Source organism: Anaerostipes hominis (ex Lee et al. 2021), assembly GCF_002270485.1.
GTDB lineage: Bacteria > Bacillota > Clostridia > Lachnospirales > Lachnospiraceae > Anaerostipes > Anaerostipes hominis.
This window is the reverse complement of sequence record NZ_NQOG01000001.1, coordinates 257,953-274,886: the sequence shown is the minus strand read 5'-3', so window position 1 is coordinate 274,886 and position 16,934 is coordinate 257,953. Positions and strand designations below refer to the sequence as shown.

Annotated in this window: 17 protein-coding genes and 2 pseudogenes; 9 read left to right on the top strand and 10 right to left on the bottom strand. The window is 43.0% G+C overall.

The genetic code is table 11. The features are described from left to right. The first annotated feature begins 15 nt into the window (after positions 1-15). Positions 16-981: a sugar-binding transcriptional regulator gene (locus tag CI597_RS01380; RefSeq protein WP_024726672.1), complete on the top strand. Its 966-nt coding sequence runs from the start codon at positions 16-18 to the stop codon at positions 979-981. Positions 982-1,192: 211 nt separating this feature from the next. Here the strand turns inward: CI597_RS01380 and CI597_RS01375 are convergent, their stop codons facing one another. Further along, positions 1,193-2,224, bottom strand: coding sequence for an STAS-like domain-containing protein (locus CI597_RS01375; RefSeq protein ID WP_024726673.1), 1,032 nt, complete (start codon positions 2,222-2,224; stop codon positions 1,193-1,195). Between the two features lie 276 nt (positions 2,225-2,500). On the opposite strand from CI597_RS01375, the gene deoC reads away from it, so the two are divergent. The 4 genes from deoC to CI597_RS01355 all read left to right on the top strand — a co-directional run bounded on the left by deoC (position 2,501) and on the right by CI597_RS01355 (position 6,939). After that, on the top strand, positions 2,501-3,178 hold the full coding sequence (deoC, locus tag CI597_RS01370; RefSeq protein WP_024726674.1) for a deoxyribose-phosphate aldolase: 678 nt from the start codon (positions 2,501-2,503) through the stop codon (positions 3,176-3,178). A gap of 13 nt (positions 3,179-3,191) precedes the next feature. After that, entirely contained in the window at positions 3,192-4,205 is a 1,014-nt protein-coding gene (locus tag CI597_RS01365; RefSeq protein WP_024726675.1) for a Gfo/Idh/MocA family oxidoreductase, read from the top strand. Positions 4,206-4,220: 15 nt separating this feature from the next. Then, entirely contained in the window at positions 4,221-6,068 is a 1,848-nt protein-coding gene (locus tag CI597_RS01360; RefSeq protein ID WP_024726676.1) for a PTS mannitol transporter subunit IICBA, read from the top strand. 106 nt (positions 6,069-6,174) lie between these two features. Further along, a complete protein-coding gene (locus CI597_RS01355) occupies positions 6,175-6,939 on the top strand; it encodes a DeoR/GlpR family DNA-binding transcription regulator (RefSeq protein ID WP_024726677.1) in 765 nt (254 codons plus the stop codon). Positions 6,940-7,053: 114 nt separating this feature from the next. On the opposite strand, the gene CI597_RS01350 is transcribed toward CI597_RS01355, so the two are convergent. Together CI597_RS01350 and CI597_RS01345 are read right to left on the bottom strand one after the other, a co-directional pair. Next, positions 7,054-7,257: a cold-shock protein gene (locus CI597_RS01350; protein WP_006565614.1), complete on the bottom strand. Its 204-nt coding sequence runs from the start codon at positions 7,255-7,257 to the stop codon at positions 7,054-7,056. A gap of 159 nt (positions 7,258-7,416) precedes the next feature. Beyond that, the gene (locus tag CI597_RS01345) at positions 7,417-7,842 is read right to left on the bottom strand and encodes a hypothetical protein (RefSeq protein ID WP_024726678.1); all 426 of its coding nucleotides are present in this window, start codon (positions 7,840-7,842) and stop codon (positions 7,417-7,419) included. Between the two features lie 183 nt (positions 7,843-8,025). Here CI597_RS01345 and CI597_RS01340 point away from each other — a divergent pair, with 183 nt between their 5' ends. Continuing rightward, positions 8,026-8,478: a PaaI family thioesterase gene (locus tag CI597_RS01340; protein ID WP_024726679.1), complete on the top strand. Its 453-nt coding sequence runs from the start codon at positions 8,026-8,028 to the stop codon at positions 8,476-8,478. A 59-nt stretch (positions 8,479-8,537) separates the two neighbouring features. On the opposite strand, the pseudogene CI597_RS19660 reads toward CI597_RS01340, so the two are convergent. The 7 genes and pseudogenes from CI597_RS19660 to CI597_RS01315 form a co-directional block, all read right to left on the bottom strand. Then, a pseudogene (locus CI597_RS19660) lies at positions 8,538-8,702 on the bottom strand ((2Fe-2S)-binding protein); the annotation flags it as partial. 61 nt (positions 8,703-8,763) lie between these two features. After that, positions 8,764-9,083: pseudogene (locus CI597_RS19320) on the bottom strand (molybdopterin cofactor-binding domain-containing protein); the annotation flags it as partial. 290 nt (positions 9,084-9,373) lie between these two features. Beyond that, positions 9,374-9,502, bottom strand: a complete 129-nt coding sequence (locus CI597_RS19315) for a hypothetical protein (protein WP_328514485.1) — start codon at positions 9,500-9,502, stop codon at positions 9,374-9,376. Between the two features lie 47 nt (positions 9,503-9,549). Beyond that, positions 9,550-9,744, bottom strand: coding sequence for a hypothetical protein (locus CI597_RS19310; protein ID WP_328514484.1), 195 nt, complete (start codon positions 9,742-9,744; stop codon positions 9,550-9,552). Between the two features lie 209 nt (positions 9,745-9,953). Continuing rightward, complete coding sequence (locus CI597_RS01325; protein ID WP_024726682.1) at positions 9,954-11,228, bottom strand: VanZ family protein; 1,275 nt, start codon at positions 11,226-11,228, stop codon at positions 9,954-9,956. Between the two features lie 42 nt (positions 11,229-11,270). Beyond that, complete coding sequence (locus CI597_RS01320) at positions 11,271-12,728, bottom strand: GHKL domain-containing protein (RefSeq protein ID WP_024726683.1); 1,458 nt, start codon at positions 12,726-12,728, stop codon at positions 11,271-11,273. Continuing rightward, entirely contained in the window at positions 12,712-13,470 is a 759-nt protein-coding gene (locus CI597_RS01315; protein ID WP_024726684.1) for a LytR/AlgR family response regulator transcription factor, read from the bottom strand. Before CI597_RS01315 ends, CI597_RS01320 begins: the two co-directional genes overlap by 17 nt. A gap of 269 nt (positions 13,471-13,739) precedes the next feature. Between CI597_RS01315 and CI597_RS01310 the strand changes: the two genes are divergently transcribed. From CI597_RS01310 to CI597_RS01300, 3 genes are all read left to right on the top strand, one after another. After that, complete coding sequence (locus tag CI597_RS01310) at positions 13,740-14,705, top strand: CobW family GTP-binding protein (RefSeq protein ID WP_024726685.1); 966 nt, start codon at positions 13,740-13,742, stop codon at positions 14,703-14,705. 13 nt (positions 14,706-14,718) lie between these two features. After that, positions 14,719-15,675, top strand: coding sequence for a GTP-binding protein (locus CI597_RS01305; RefSeq protein ID WP_024726686.1), 957 nt, complete (start codon positions 14,719-14,721; stop codon positions 15,673-15,675). 176 nt (positions 15,676-15,851) lie between these two features. Further along, on the top strand, positions 15,852-16,760 hold the full coding sequence (locus tag CI597_RS01300) for a D-alanyl-D-alanine carboxypeptidase family protein (protein ID WP_024726687.1): 909 nt from the start codon (positions 15,852-15,854) through the stop codon (positions 16,758-16,760). Positions 16,761-16,934 lie beyond the last annotated feature (174 nt).

Below are 16,934 nucleotides of genomic sequence, written 5' to 3'. Positions count from 1 at the left end.
CAGTGAGGTGAGGAAATGAAAGAGTATGATTCTTTAAATGACAGTGAAAAACGAAATATGCTGGCAAGTGTTGCAAACCTATATTATAATGCGGAAATGACACAGAATCAGATCGCTGAGCGCTTTTTTACCTCTCGTTCCAAGATTTCCAGGATGCTGAAAGAGGCCAGACAGCTTGGGATCGTGGAGATTACCATCAAAGAACCATGGGACCGGAATACAGTGCTGGAACAGAAACTGATGAAGCGGTTCTGTCTGAAGGATATCCGCGTGATCATACCGAAGGAGTCCAATGATACTCTGATCCTGCAGAAGCTGGGCGAAGTGGCCGCCTATTATCTGGACAGCCAGATAGATGAAGACACAGTGCTCGGAATGTCATGGGGAAACACCATGTACCACACAGTGAAAGCTGTAAAGACAAGTAAAAATATATCTCTGACGGTCGTTCCGATCATGGGAGCTGCCAGTGTGGGGAAACCCGAGAGGGATGCGCTGGATCTTTCCAAAGAACTTGCCCATGCCTACGGAGGAGATTACCATTACATCTATGCTCCCCTGTTTGTGAATTCAAGTGATATCAGGGATAGCCTTGAAGAAGACCCAAACATAAAAGAGACCCTGACGATAGCAAAGAGAGCCAACATTATTCTGACCAGTGTAGGATCGATTGTGTATAAGAGCTGGAAGTCTTACTTAAGCACAAAAGATTTATATTACTTAGAAAAAAACGGGGCGATCGGCCATATCGGCGGTCATTTTTACAATCAGGATGGAATAGAGGTGGAGACACCGTTTGTAAAGAGGATGATCGGCCTCAGTCTTGAGGATATTAAAAAGGCGGAAAATGTGATCTGCGTGGCCGGGCTCGAGATGAAAGCCGAAGCAATCCTTGGGGCTGTCAGAGGCGGATGTATTGACACGTTGATTACAGATGAGAATGCTGCCAGACGAATGTTGAAAATCATAGACCATGAATAATTTCTAAATAGATGCATCTCATGCTGATCTAGAATGAGGAGATGCATTGGAGTAGTGAAAAGTGCGGAAGTCTGACTGCCAAAGATCATTATGGGGTTGATTATTGCTAAGTAACTCTAAGAAAAAGAAGATATCTTGAATGAAAAAGATACCTTCTTTTTTTGTATACAATAAAGTTATAAGTTTTGTATAAAATTTTTCGATATATTAGTTAGCCTAAAGTAACGTGATTTATCATTTTTCGTACATTTTCACTTTCATTAACTATATTTATTTTTATATCCGGATGAGCTCGTTTAAAAACGACAAATAATTCATGAGCAAATCCTTGTCCGATTTCCGTAATATCTTTGAAATCAAGAGTGATTTCTTTAAAACAATCAAATCGGCGGCACAAACGCTTTGCCTGCGATCTAGATACTGGATAACCATTTTCAAACATATTTTTTATTGGAATTTGTGTTCTTATAAACTGCCCATCGTCATTAGAATACATATCAAACACCTCTTTCAGATTTTTTTTTGTCCAGTTTGATAAACTCATCACTATTTCTGTCCCAGGTTTATCATTCCATTCTTTTAATGATTCAATATCCTCTAAATTTTCTAAAATATCAGTATAGCTATTGTGAGTAAAAATCTTACCATCTGATAATACACAAAAAGTGTCTAATATTCGTGAAGTAAAAAAGATACCTTCACCCGAATGCTTTTCTTTATCAGTTGTCAGTTTTCCTTTGAATAATTCTGAAATTGCATCGTTGATACTGGTAAATTCATAATATTTTTTAATTTTTTCGAAAATACCCACCCCATTGTCGCCAATTATTATTGTTGTATTTAAGTAATTCTGAACAATATACCAATGAATATTAGATGCTTCGGAATGATCAATAGCATTATTGAACATTTCCATAAAAGAATATTCCCAAATTGTTCGTACATTTAGAGGAAAATTTTTTATATATTCCTCAACATCGTTAATATAAACGCGATCTTCTTCCAAAGGATCAGAAGCTTTATAGTTAACTAACTTGGTTTTTTCAATTAATTTAAGCTTACTTTTAGAGGAGGAATCTCTGGCAATTATATTATTAGAAATCATTTCTCTAATATATCTATACACAGTATTTAAGGAGATTTGCAATTTCTCTGAGGTTAGTTTTGCAATGTTGCTGTTATTATTATGAATTTGTTCTAAAATATATAGTTTTATACTTTCACGTTTTTCATTTGTAAACATATAATCCTCCTTTTTAACTATTTTTATTCTTTTTTTAACTTTACATCTTTACTATATCACTTAAAGTGGATTTTGTTAACATTTTGTCTAATCTTTTTTTGGATTCGTTATTCGATTTATTCTTAAAAGCTTCTATATTTATATATTGTATACATTTAAAACTTTTATTAGGTTGTATTTAATTTTTGTTTATTGTTGCATTTTGAAAGAAAATATGATAATATACAAGCATAAACAAAACTATATAAAAGTAAACAAAATGGAGGAATCAAAAAGATGAAGTTAAGTGCAGAGCTAATAGCAGGTATGGTAGACCACACAAATTTAAAAGCATTCGCAGACGAGGCAATGTTTGAAAAGCTGTGCGGGGAAGCGAGAGAATACGGTTTTAAGATGGTGGCCATCAATCCAGCACAGACAGAACGGTGCAAGCGTCTCTTGGAGGGGTCCCCGGTACACGTAGGTGCGGCTATAGGTTTCCCGTTAGGACAGACAACACTGGAGTGCAAAGTATTTGAGACAAAAGATGCCATTGAAAAAGGTGCGGATGAGATCGACTATGTCATCAACATCGCAGAGTTAAAGAACAAGAACTATGACTACATAAAAAAAGAAATGGAAGACATCGTTGCAGAGTGCAGAAAAGCCGGAGTGATCAGCAAAGTGATCTTTGAAAACTGTTATCTCACAGATGATGAAAAGGTAAAGGTTGCCGAGATCGCAAAAGAAGTAAAGCCTGACTTCATCAAAACTTCCACTGGGTTTGGAACAGGCGGTGCTACACCGGAAGACGTAAAACTGATGAAAACTACAGTGGGTGATGAGGTGAAAGTCAAAGCTGCCGGAGGCATCAGAGATTTAAAGACAGCGCTTCAAATGATTGAAGCGGGGGCAGAACGTCTGGGAACTAGTGCAGGTGTGGAAATTGTGGAAGAATTAAAAAAACAGGACTAAAGAGGTGGACAAAATGAAGAAAGTAAAAGTATGTTTGATCGGTTCCGGAAGAGCGGGAATGATTCATGCAAGAAATATGGCTGGAAGCGTTCCTGGGGGAGAAATCTATGCAGCCTGTGATCCCGATGTCAAGGCAGCCAAAGCCGCGGCAGAGGAACTTGGGATCGATACCTATTATCAGGACTACAAGGAAGCCATCGGCGATGAATCCATCGATGCGGTTATCATAGCCTGCCCGACAAAATATCACAGGGAGATCGCAGTGGCAGCGGCAAACGCAGGAAAGCATATCTTCTGTGAAAAGCCTATGGCTATGAATGAGGAAGAATGTGATGAGATGATCAAGGCAGCCAAGAGTAATAACGTAAAGCTCCAGATCGGATTTATGAGACGGTTTGATGACAGCTTCCGGGAAGCAAAAAAAATGATCGAGGAAGGTGAGATCGGGGACGTGGTCCTGGTGAAATCTCACACAAGAGGGCCGAGCAAGCCGCGTGAGTGGATGTATGACATTGAAAAGAGCAACGGTCCATTGGCAGAAGTCTGCAGCCATGATATTGACACTGTGCGGTGGTTTGCTGGAAGTGAGTTAAAGAGTGTATACGCACTGGGAGGCAACTTCCGAAATAAGGAGATCGCAGAACAGTATCCGGATTTCTATGACAATGTGATCGTGAATGCAGAGTTCGAAAACGGAGTGCATGCCTGCATCGAGGGCGCCCAGTATGTGCAGTATGGATATGATGCAAGAGTTGAGATCCTTGGAACCAAAGGAGTCATCTGTATCGGGGATATGCATGAGAAGAAGATCACCAGCGCCAACGAAAGCCATCAGTTAAAGAGGCCTTCCATGCACAGCTGGACCCATCTGTTTAAGGATGCGTATCTTTTGGAGGACAGAAGTTTTATAGAGGCAATTTTAAATGACAGCGAAGTAGAGTGCAGCGGTTACGACGGAAAAATGGCAGTGAAGATAGTGAAGGCGGGGAATGAATCAATTGTACAGAAGAAAATAGTCATGTTATAAGGATAGGAGGGTATTATGGGAAATGAAGCCACAGGATTCCGTGCCAGGATCCAGAAGTTCGGAGGTGTTTTAAGCGGCATGGTAATGCCGAATATCGGAGCGTTTATCACTTGGGGACTGATCACGGCGATGTTCTTAAAAACCGGATGGTTTCCAAATGAGAAGATCGCAGTATTGATCGATCCAATGCTGAAATATCTGCTTCCGACACTGATCGGTTATACAGGAGGAAAGAATTTTTACGGCGACCGTGGCGGTGTTATAGGTGCCGCCGCAACGATGGGGGTCATCGTAGGATCTGACATTCCCATGTTTATGGGAGCGATGATCATGGGGCCGTTGGCGGCTCTTTGTATGAAGCGTGTGGACCGTCTGTTTGAGGGGCGGATCAAACCGGGCTTTGAGATGATCGTCAACAACTTTTCCTGCGGGATCTTAGGAATCTTTTTAGTACTGGCGGCGTTTTTTGCCATCGGACCGTTTGTGCAGGTATTAAACCATGTCATGTCCTCCGGGGTAAATGTGATCATCGACCATGGACTGACACCGTTTGCCAGTGTGTTTATTGAACCTGCAAAAGTATTGTTTTTAAATAATGCTATCAACCATGGAATTCTTGGGCCGCTTGGAATCACTCAGGCAGCGGAGGCAGGAAAGTCTATCTTATTTATTCTGGAACCGAACCCGGGTCCCGGAGTTGGAGTTCTGCTTGCCTATACGTTTTTTGGGACAGGAACAGCCAAAAAGACGGCTCCTGGTGTAGCCATCATCCATGCATTCGGCGGAATCCATGAACCTTATTTTCCATATATCCTTATGAAGCCTCAGATGATCCTGGCTTCCATCTGCGGAGCAGTGTCAGGAAACTTTATTTTTCAGATGTTCGGATGCGGTCTGGTAGCTACGGCTTCTCCGGGAAGTTACTTTTCAGTGCTGGCAGTGGCACCGAAATCTGACTATCTTCCGATCATTGCCGGAATGCTCATATCCACTGCCGTATCATTTGGAGTCGGCGCGTTTATCCTGAGACTCTGCCGGGACTCCGATGAAGAAGCGCTCCAGAAGGCAGTGGCAAAGAAAGACTCTATGAAAGCAGAAGGCACAGGAGGCGGAGGCCGTATCGGTGCACGGGAAGTCATTGATTTTACAGGGAAAGTCATCAAAAAAGTATATGTGGCATGTGACGCAGGGATGGGTTCCAGTGCCATGGGAGCCTCTATACTCAAAGATAAGGCAAAACAGGCAGGTCTTGATATCGAGGTGAAAAACGTGGCGATCCCGAATCTTCCGGCAGACGTGGATGTGGTTGTCACCCATGAATCACTGACGGAGCGGGCTATGAGAGAGCGTCCGGAGGCCATACATATCTCCGTGGATAACTTCCTTTCCAGTCCAAAGTATGATGAGATCGTAAGAAAACTGACAGAGGCGAAAAATCCTCTTCCAGTACTGAAAAAGGAAAATATCAAAGTGACAGATCAGCCGAAAACAAAAGAAGATGTAATCCATATGATTGCGCAGATGCTCTTAAAAGACGGATATGTCACAGAAAGCTATGAGAAGGGCATGCTTTTAAGGGAAAAAGAAAATCCGACCAATCTGGGCAACGGAATCGCTATCCCGCACGGTGTTCTGGAGGCCAAGAAGGAAATCAAGGCATCGGGTATTGCCGCATTGATCGTACCGGACGGAATACTCTGGAATGACGAGACAGTGAGACTGGTTATCGGGATCGCAGGAGCCGACCAGGAACACCTGTCTATTCTTTCAAATGTCGCACTCACTCTGAATCAGGAGGAGGCAGTGAGAAAGATTGTAGATGACAGGGACGTAGAAGAACTATATCACATTTTGACGAAATAGCAGAAGCAAAGCTGCGGGGGCGGTAGTTCCCGCGGCTTTTCCTTTTGAGGCCGCTGTGCTATAATTTATCTTAACAAAAAGTACACGAAAAGCACGGAGGGATCGCATGTTTGCAGAAGAAAGAAAAGAAAAGATCATGGAGCTTCTAAGGCAGAATAAGAGGACGAGCATCGGGGAGCTCACCGAAATGTTTCAGGTCAGCGGAACAACGATCCGTACTTACCTCACAGAGCTTGAAAGAGCTGGAAAACTCATCCGGACACACGGAGGAGCCATGCTGAATGAAGATGTCCTGGACATGGAAGAGTCCATCTCAGCGAGAAAAGATAAACGGATGGAAGAAAAGCAGAAGATTGCAAAGACTGCCAGAGCAATGATCGAAGACGGCGATATGATCCTCCTGGACAGCGGGACGACGACGCTGGAACTCGCCAAGCTCTTAAAGGATGCAAATAATCTGACGGTGGTGACCAATGATCTCCAAATCGCTTTGGAACTTCAGAGACATCAGGGGATTTATCTCATATTTTTAGGCGGTCATGTGAGAAACTATTTTGAATGTACGGTGGGCAACATGGGACTTAAATTTTTGGAAAATCTGTCTGCAGATAAGGCATTTATGTCTGCCAATGCCCTGTCCCTGGCCAAAGGTGCCACCACGCCGAATCTGGAACAGGCGGAAATCAAAAAAGGGATGATGGGGATCGCAGAGTGGAAATATCTTATCTGTGACAGTTCAAAGATCGGAAAACGCACCATCTGTTCCTATGCAAAAGCGGAGGAGTTCCACCGGCTGATCACCGACGCACAGATACCGGACCATGCAAAGGAGGTCCTGGAAAAGCAAGGAATAGAAGTGGTTTGTTCCTGAAAGGATAAGGAGGGAAGGCCGCAGAATTTTCTATGAAATAAAGAATCCCGCAGACAGTGGTGTGCACCGTCTGTGGGATTCTTGCAAAATCTATTTAATTCAAAAAGAAAAAGATTAAGCTAATTTGGATACGTTCTCAGCCTGTTTTCCGCGAGGTCCTTCTGCGATTTCAAAGCTAACCTGCTGTCCTTCTTCTAAAGTCTTGAATCCATCACCTGAGATTGCTGAGAAGTGTACGAATACATCGTCTCCGCCTTCCTGAGAAATAAATCCGTAACCTTTTTCTGAGTTAAACCATTTTACTGTACCAGTGTTCATTTGGGTACCTCCATTAAAAATAAAAATTAACATTACTTTCATTATCAGCGAAATAAAAAGATCACGTTCCAGAGGGATACATAGCAATGCAACATCTACCCGGACGTGATCTATACATTCACTAATAACAGTAATTATCATACCACAACCATTGTTTTTTTACAAATACTTTTTTAAACTATCGATACTTTCTTCGTAGAGTTTTACAAGATCAGATGCCATCGACAAATTGTCCTTGGAAGCGTCACAGTTTTTATGAGAACTCTGTATCAGCTGGATCATTCCCATGGTATATCCCTGGATGGACATTTCTGCTAAATGGCTTGTAGATTTGTCGGCGAGGGCTTTCATCTTGGTCATCCATTCCGCATATTTTTTCTGAATTTCGCCGATTTCTTCCGGCTGCTGCATGTCTTTTGTCATAGCCTGTTTGACTCTTGAAAAAAAGTCCTGGAACTGCTGTTCCTGCTGTTCTAGACAACCTTTCAGATCACAGTCTGAGGTGGCCTGGGTGAGCTCAGGCATGGTATTTAACACCATCTGAAGATTTTGATACATCTCGTTTAATAAGTTCTGGTTATCCATAATGAAACTCCTTTCAAATACATCTGTTACAGGTAGCATTTACATAAAACAGAAAAATTATACCCAAAGGGCACATCGTATTTTATGTCCTTTGGACCTTTCGCACTTCGCGCGTTAAGGTGTGCAAAAAGGAGTCATCTGTGTTAAAATTATCAGAAAGCAAAAAGAAGGGAAGTGAATCTTATGGGTAACCGTGAGAGTTTTGAAAAAAATATGAGGCGCAGAGTGGAGGCCATCCGCCATGTGAGCGACCACAGTATTTTCAATGAATTGAGAGGAAAGATTGTGGATTACAATTATGATGAAAAACGTGTGACGATGGAATATGAGGTCGGGGATTTCCACCGAAACGGATTTAATATTATGTTTGGGGGATCTTTGGTGGGGATGTTTGACATCACCTTTGGCACGCTGACAAGCGGACTGGGCGATTATGATATCGCACCCACGGTCCAGCTCTCCACTTCCTTTCTGAAGGGAATCCCCATTGGATCTAAAGTGACAGTAAAAGCCGAAGCTGTATCCACTGGAAAAACGATCATGAATTTCATGGGAAAAGCATATGTGGGGGATGAGCTGGTGGGCAGTGCCACCGGAATATTTAAGACTCCGAGACCATTTAAAACATTTCGGTAATCTGTAATTCATGACATTTTCCACATGATTTCCGTTCGGCTCTTAGAATGCCTCACTCCAGTCATGTAGAAAATGGACATAATGTCATACCCGCAGGGCACACCGCATTCTCCCACCTCGCAGCCTTTTTTTACGGAAGTCAGGCCAAGACGGTTTCTGAGCATCTCTAACAGGGATTCTCTCACATCTTTCAGTGTCCGGGTAGAAAGATCGGTCCTGCACAGGACGCAGCAGCTCCAATAGAGATCGTTCCGTGGTTTTCGATGAAAACTCCATTTATCCCCCCTATATATAATCAGATTTTTTCAATGCCTCAAAAGGGACCTCATTGACTGGAATCCCGGTTGCGTGAAGAAAAGCATTGCGGATGGCCTGGGCAGGAGGAATTGCGGGAGGCTCGCCCAGAGCCTTGTTTCCGAACGGGCCGTTGGATCTTCAAGTTCTACAAAGTCCAAACAGAGATCCGGGGAGTACATCATAGTGGGAAGTTTGTAGTCTAACAGGCTGCCGTTCAGTACGCGCCCGGTCTTTTCATCCAGGAGCATCTGCTCACTCAGACCATAGCCTATGCCTACGGACATATCGCCGTGGACCTGCATGGAGGCCATCTGTGTAAAAACAGTGTCGGAACCCTGCCCGATTTCTGCGGCACCGGTCCGGAGATGGACACTTCCGTCCTGATTGAGGATAAGTCTGGTTCCGGATATTCCCGGACTGGTTTTAATATAAGCTGCGTTTTTCCTCCCAGTGTATGTAGCCTGCTCCGCGCCTCATACACTCTTTGACGCCGTTGGTGTTTGCGGTGAGCGGAGTTAAAACGGGATCTTAAAAATATCCGTCATATAAATTGATCTCCGGGAATTTTAACGGGTCCACGGAAATTTTATAGGCCAGATCATCCATCATCCGCGGTAGCACCGTTGGCTGCGATGGCATGGCCGTGGGAGGCGTAGGCCACCTGGTTGGAATAGGCTTTCATATCTTTGGCGAGGATTTTTCCAACTTTTGTAACATCTGTTGTCAGGTCATATTCTATGGAGTGGCGGGTCCTGGTGTTTGCAAACGTTTCCTTTATGGAAAGCTCCAGTTACACCGGACGGCCGCCGACAGAGGCGGACAGAAATGTGTTGAGAGGTTCATAAAGAAACTCCTGTTTGTTGCCGAAGCCTGCCCGATGACTCTTCTCACGATATGGAGGATCTGGGTGGAACATATGACAACGATCCTGTCTTTTTCCATGTAGGCATAGGAAATCGGCGGCTCAATGTGGCAGTACTGGACGATAGGGGTGCGGAAACTCTCGCTGAGTACAGCATATGCTTTTTATGCTTTGACCAACAGTTTTCATAGGCAATCCCCCTCTGAATATAAAATACCTGAGCGTTTTCTAAAAACATTCTATGAAAAAGAATGCTGTTAGAGACGCCCAGGCCACGATCTGACGAAAGTCAGCTGACGCATGAAGCCAGAAAACGTTATTTGTGGAAAATATACACGGTAACAGATTCCGCGTAAAATATTTTATCTTTGACGGTTCCTTTCAGAAGAACGCTGCGGTTCTTTTTCAAGTCCTTTAAGCTGCCTTTCCGGTAGCTGGTTTTTGTTCCCTGATCATAGGCATCACAGACGGTAATCTTCAGATCCTTTTTGTATTTTACTGTGATATGAATATTAGTGCTTTCAGCAATTTGTCCGCCGTTTTTCTTGTCATCATAAGTGTTGATCTTGCTGATCGTAAATGTTCCTTTTCCCAGACTAATGACAGTACCGTTCAGTTCTTTCTTTTCTTCGGAAGGCCCATCTGTCTTGACGCTCTCGCTGTCTGTATTGACAGGGTCGGACAGAACAATGATATCCGCATTCCTGTCGTTTTTAGAAAACCAGACAGAAACTTTGGAATGTTTTTTCACAGATTTCAGCTGAGATAAGCTGTATCGCTTATAGACAGTATTGATCTGATGAAAGCTGGTCTTCTCTTTTTCATAGCTTAAGTGGAAGATTTTTGTAGCAGGGGTGATATTTATGACAGAAGGATCGCCGAATGCCTCATCTGTGTCGCTGGTACAGCGGAGCTTTCTGTTACTTCCGGAAATAAAGTAACCAGTGTAATCAGGCTCTCTTTTTGGTATGTCCTCCCCGCCTATGACAGTACTTTTATAATGCACGAGGCCCAGGCGGTTCCCGAATTCCGCATAGGCGATCACACCCGCTCCGACAAACGAAAGGAATCCAAGGATGAGACTGATAAGATAGATCCGGTGAAGATCTTTCCTGCACAATGCCGTTAGAATATGGAAGCAGAGAATCCCCGCGGCAGCGCCGAGCACATTCAGGAGCAGGTCGTCAATGTCGGCAGATCCAAGATAAAAAACATATTGGTTGGTCTCAAAGAAGAGACTTAAAAGAGCCGACAGGAACAGAATCTTTCGCTTAGAAATTTTCGGGCTTTTCAACAGAGCAAGAAGATAACCAAAAGGAAGGAAAATCAGGCTGTTTCCCAAAAGATTTGATATGCTCCACAAAAAATTTCCGTTCCCTGCAATGCGGGAAAAATTAAGAAAGGTCTGAAAAGGAATAAGGTTGGATGAACGAAATCCCTTTTTTTCACCGGTCAAAAACTTTGGAAGAGCAGAGAGGTCCGTATCTTTTAACAGAACGATCTTTATCAAAATCAACAGATAAAATATAAATACTGCCCAGAAAAATCGTTTGAAATATTTGTTTGTTTTTGTTTGTCTTTGTTTGTTCATAGTGATCTCCTTTGCTATGTGTGGAGATCAGGCAAAACGGAATCATTCAGAACTGGTAATTTCAAGGTGCTGGATGAATTTCCCGTTGTTTGTATAGGAGTTTAAAATAATGTTAGGATAGGTTTCCAGTATCTTATGGACAATCATCAGCCCATTGCCCCGGCCCAGTCCTTTATCTGACAAGCCGGGCACTACGTCCTTCTCCCTCCGGACAGAGTTGGAGATGACAGCTTCATACATATCTTTATTTGAGACGAACCGGATGTCGATCTGTTTGTCCATGGTAAGAGCAGCTTCCTCCATGGCATTGTCGAGGAAAATTCCCAAAATGCGGATAAAGTCCAGAAAATCAATGTTATCTGTGATCAGACTTTCTTTAAAGACACCGTCGAACGACAGGCGGATGTCTAAGTGCTCCTGAAAGCCGGCAGAGATTTTATAATATAGAAAAGCTCTGAGCTGTTCATCGTCTGCCTGCTGCAGCTGGGCATATAAATCATTTTTCTTAAGCTCATCCTGAAAATAAGGATTGACGGTTTGTTTAAAATATTCTTTCAGAGGTTCATCATGGCTGTTCTCAATTAGATGGCCCAGTGTAAAAAGGATATTTTTCATATCATGCTTTAAATTTCTGATCTCGGTCAGATTTTTCTCCAGATCATTGCTGTACAAAAGCAGGTTTTCCTCATAGCGCCGTTTTGCGTCAATGGTAAAACGATATTTGGAAAACATAAGAAGGGTCGCCAGGATGATGATCTGAATCAGCATGACACAGAGCGTTATCGTATCAATACAATTCATGATCTGATTATAAAATTCAAGATAATTCGCCGTATAAAAAAGCGTCATGAACGTGGAAAGCTGATATTGAAAAATCAGAGCCAGTAAAAACAAACAAATGGTACATAGAATAAAATTGCGGGCGATCTTCGGATATGACTTTTCCAGCACTGAAATTTTGAAGAGATATTTCCCGAAAATTTTTTTTATCAGAAAGATAAACAGTGTGTCCAATAACACCACAGTAGCGGAAAGAAGGACAAAGATCCCTGCTTTGACCAGATATTCAGTCTGCAGTCCGTTTGCATAGCGGAAATAAAAATCTTTAAAAGAGTCATAAATGTTCCGAAGAAACATACGGTTTGCTACATACAGGATAAATGTGATCCATGAAAACAAAACTTTGCCTTTCTGAAGCTCTTTTCTGTAGTAGCCGATGCCGAAGATCAGAAAGAAGATCAGGAAATCTGAAAATCCTTCAATAAAGTACGTTTTCGACACGACCATGAAGATTACAGAAAATAGTAGCAGATAATCAGGGAGCCGAAAGCGCAGCAGATTTAAAATGGCGATAGACAGAACAGAAACAAGGCTCATCACGAAGTACTGCATAACCGTAGTACCAGTCATTGACAGTATTCTTGGAAACTGTGTGTACCATATCACCCACATGGCTGCAGGATAAAGCAGCCACATGATCTTTTTAGCTTTGTTTTCCATAGATGACTCCTTTTATTTCATTTCTCTGCCGGAAGGAACAGGGGACCGTATCCCCATTGATAAACTTGACCATTCCGTCAGAGAGACTGATCATATGGCACTTCTGGACAATAACGGAGCGGTGGCTCTTCATAAATCCCTCTCCTAAAGTCTCAAGTGCATGGTCGATCGTTTCACGGACTGTAATGGAAGAACCGTTCACTGTATGATAGCAGATACAGTGGGACTTCGTCTTGACTGCCTCCACATACAGGATATCGGCTTTGGGAAGTGACAGCTCCTCGTCGGTGCCGATTTTTAAAGTGACAGTTTCCGTATCCTTCTCAGATTCATCTGGAGGAAAGCTTTTTTGGGCCAGATAGATATACTGATAACAGCACTGGTTCATCTTCATAATGTCTGTGGTCTTTTCGATAAAGCCAAAAGGCTCCACTCCAGATTTCAGTACTTTAAGTGCCAGTTCATAGTGGTTCGTCACAAATACGATCTTTGAACCGGGAAAACTTTTTTTGACCTGTTTTGCAATATCAATTCCATTAAATTCATTGCTTCCAAAGTCCAGATCCAGAAAGAAAAGATATTCACCGGGATGTTTCTTTAAAAAAAGAAACAGTTCCTGATAGCCGGAGGCAACACATGCAATCCGGCCCTCAGAGATGGACTCTGATAAAATATGTTCTACCTGTTCTCTGATGATTTTTAAAATAAAAGGATCATCATCGCAGAGAATGATTTCTAACATAAAACTCCTTTCTAATTGCCTGATCTCTTTTGATTCCTATACAGGAACTACTATAAGAGAAGAAAACAAAAATGTCTTAAAAATATCCTGTGATACCGCGGACAGAACGTGAAGTTTTAAGAATTAATTACGTTCAGGACAAAAACCGCGCATTCGGGATGTTTGAAATATTTTCAAAAAGTAGTACAATAAAAAAATACTGTGGTATAAATAAATTATATGTGACCCGGCCGCAGGATGCAATCATCCAAAGAAAGGAAGTAAGATTTATGACAAAAATAGATATCATTTCAGGATTTTTAGGAGCAGGCAAGACAACGCTGATCAAGAAGCTTTTAAAAGAGGCTCTGGGACAGGAAAAGGTTGTCCTGATCGAAAATGAATTCGGTGAAATCGGCATCGACGGCGGATTTTTAAAAGAGGCCGGGATTCAGGTGACGGAGATGAATTCCGGATGTATCTGCTGTTCTCTGGTAGGAGACTTTGGAACGGCGCTCAGAGAAGTGGTTTCACAGTATGCTCCGGACCGCATCATCATCGAGCCGTCCGGCGTTGGGAAACTGTCCGATGTGATCAAAGCCGTGCAGAAGGAAACAGAGAACTGCTCTCTTACCCTAAACAGTTTTGTCACGGTGGCAGATGCGAAAAAGTGTAAAATGTATATGAAGAATTTCGGAGAATTTTACAATAATCAGGTGGAATACTCAGGCACCGTCATATTGAGCAGAACGGCACAGATGCCGGAAGAGAAACTCGGACAGGCAGTGGAATTGATCAGGGAGCATAATCAGAAAGCAGCCGTGATCACAACACCGTGGGAAGAACTTGACGGAGAGAAGATACTCGCCGTAATGGAGGAAGGAAACCAGCTGGAAATGGAACTTCTTGAAGAAGAGGAGATCTGTCCGGAATGCGGACACCACCACAGCCATGGGGAGGAACACCATCACCATGCCGATGAGGTGTTTACAAGCTGGGGAGCGGAAACACCGAAGAAATACGAAAAAGAAGCAATGGAGCAGATTTTGAAAGATTTATCGGGAACAGACTGTTATGGAACGATCCTGCGGGCAAAAGGCATCGTAGAAGGGCCGGATCATACATGGCTGCACTTTGACCTGGTACCGGGTGAGTATGAAGTCCGTGAGGGAGAAGCAGATTATACCGGAAGAATCTGTGTTATTGGCTCAGATCTGGACACGGAAAAGATCCAGGCTCTTTTTGGGCTTGAATAGGGAGGTAAAAACTATGGAAATGCCGGTTTACCTGATATGGGGATTTTTAGAGAGCGGCAAAACTTCTTTTATAAAAGATACTTTGAACCAGGAATATTTTGCAGACGGTGAGCGCACGATGATTCTTTCTTTTGAAGAAGGGGAGGAAGAATACGAAGAAAGCTTTCTCAGGGAAAGTAATTCTTTTGTCCTGCAGGTGGAGGATATAGAAGACTTTACTCCGGCCTTTGTGGAAAACTGTGAGAAGAATTATCATCCGGACCGTATTATGATCGAATACAATGGAATGTATCAGATCGAGGATGTCATGGACGTGATCGATGAGACGGATATGGAATTGTATCAGATCATTGTCACGGTGGATGCATCCACTGCAGAGCTGTATTTGAAAAATATGCGCTCACTGATGGTGGAAATGTTCAAGATGGCAGATATGGTTATTTTCAACCGCTGTACTGATGAAAACAATGCGTCTTCCTATAGAAGGAGTATTAAGGCAGTAAACCGAAGAGCGCAGGTAGGATTTGAACGGGCGGACGGAAAGGAATTTGAGCTGAATGAGATGCTCCCATACGATCCGGAGGCGGAGATCATCAGGGTGGAAGAAGATGATTTTGGGATCTGGTACATTGACGTTTTGGAACGGCCCAATGTCTATATGGGCAAAGTGGTGGAGCTTTCCAATGTGTTTGTCAGGAGGCCTCATGGAATCCCTGCCGGACTGATTCTGCCGGGCCGGTCTGCCATGACCTGCTGTGAGGATGATATTACATTTATCGGTTTCATCTGTCAAATGAATCATGTCAAGTCTTCTACGATCAAAAAAGTACAGGATGGTTCCTGGGCCGTGCTGACGGCAAAAATCAGTATGGAAAACCATAAAGCGTACGGAGGAAAGCAGGGCCCGGTTCTAAAGGCACTGCGCATAGAACAGGGAACACAGCCAAAAGATAAGCTGATCTGCTTTTAATCAGCACACTGTAAGAAACGGAGGCAAACGTCGGCCATTTGGCCCAAACGTTTGTCTCTGTTTTATTTGAGGCAGGATGATGCCCAATACAAGGTTTTTTTATCACGGCTCTTTTATTTATCTTTATACTGAAAATTAGAAAGACAAACTGAAAAGATAAAACAGGAGGGACTAGAATGAAAAGAAAAAGAGTTTGGCTGTTGATCATCATCCTTGCCGCGGTATTGTGGGTAAAAGGCGGATATTGTTTTCCTGAGGATATTCCATTTGGGGGCGCTGTTTTCAGAGAGGTATCAAATTTAAGACAGGTCTCAGATCAAAAGATCTACAGCAATTTTGTGATTCTGGCAGAACAAAAAACGGGTAAGATCCTGATGAATAAACAGGGAAACCAGAAAATATATCCTGCCTCTTTAACAAAGATTATGACGGTTCTGCTGGCTGTGGAATCTGTTTCAAATGACGACAGGGAAATCTTGCTGAGCCAGGATATTTTTCAGTCTCTGGCCCAAAGACATGCCTCGATGGCAGGATTTCTGCCGGGGGAGAAAGTGAAATTAAAAGATCTTTATTATGGAGCGATGCTGCCGTCAGGAGCGGAGTGCTGTCTCGGGCTGGCAAAGTATCTGGCAGGAAGTGAAGAAAAGTTTGCCGTGCTGATGAATCAGAAGGCAAAGGAGATCGGAATGAAACATACAAATTTTGTGAATTCAACCGGCCTGCATGACCCGCAGCATGTTTCAACAGCGGAAGATCTGATGATCCTTCTCCGGTACGCATTGGAAAACCCACGGTTCAGAAAGGTATTTGAGGCGATGCAGTACCGGACGGAAGCCACTCAAAAGCATCCTGAGGGACTTCTTCTGCGCAGTACCCTGACAGATTATAAAGACCAGCTGAAGCCAAAGAATGGAAGGTTTCTCGGCGGAAAGACAGGCTATACAAAAGAAGCGGGACTCTGCCTGGCAAGCTGGGTCAATATAAGCGGAAAGGAGTATATACTGGTGACTGCGGGTGCCAGAGGAGACCATCAGACCAGACCGTTCCACGTACTGGACGCGGAATCTATATATCAAGAATTATAGGAAGTCTGAACGGAAATGTATTTAAGCCAGGGGCGTATCCGGAATATATATGTGTCCGGAAATTAGAAAGGTACAGGCATTTCATATGAACTGCGATTGAAACAGGTTCTGAGAATAGCGGGCTGCTTAAATTCAGTACTATAAAGAAAAAATATTGGCCATAGATGATCGTAC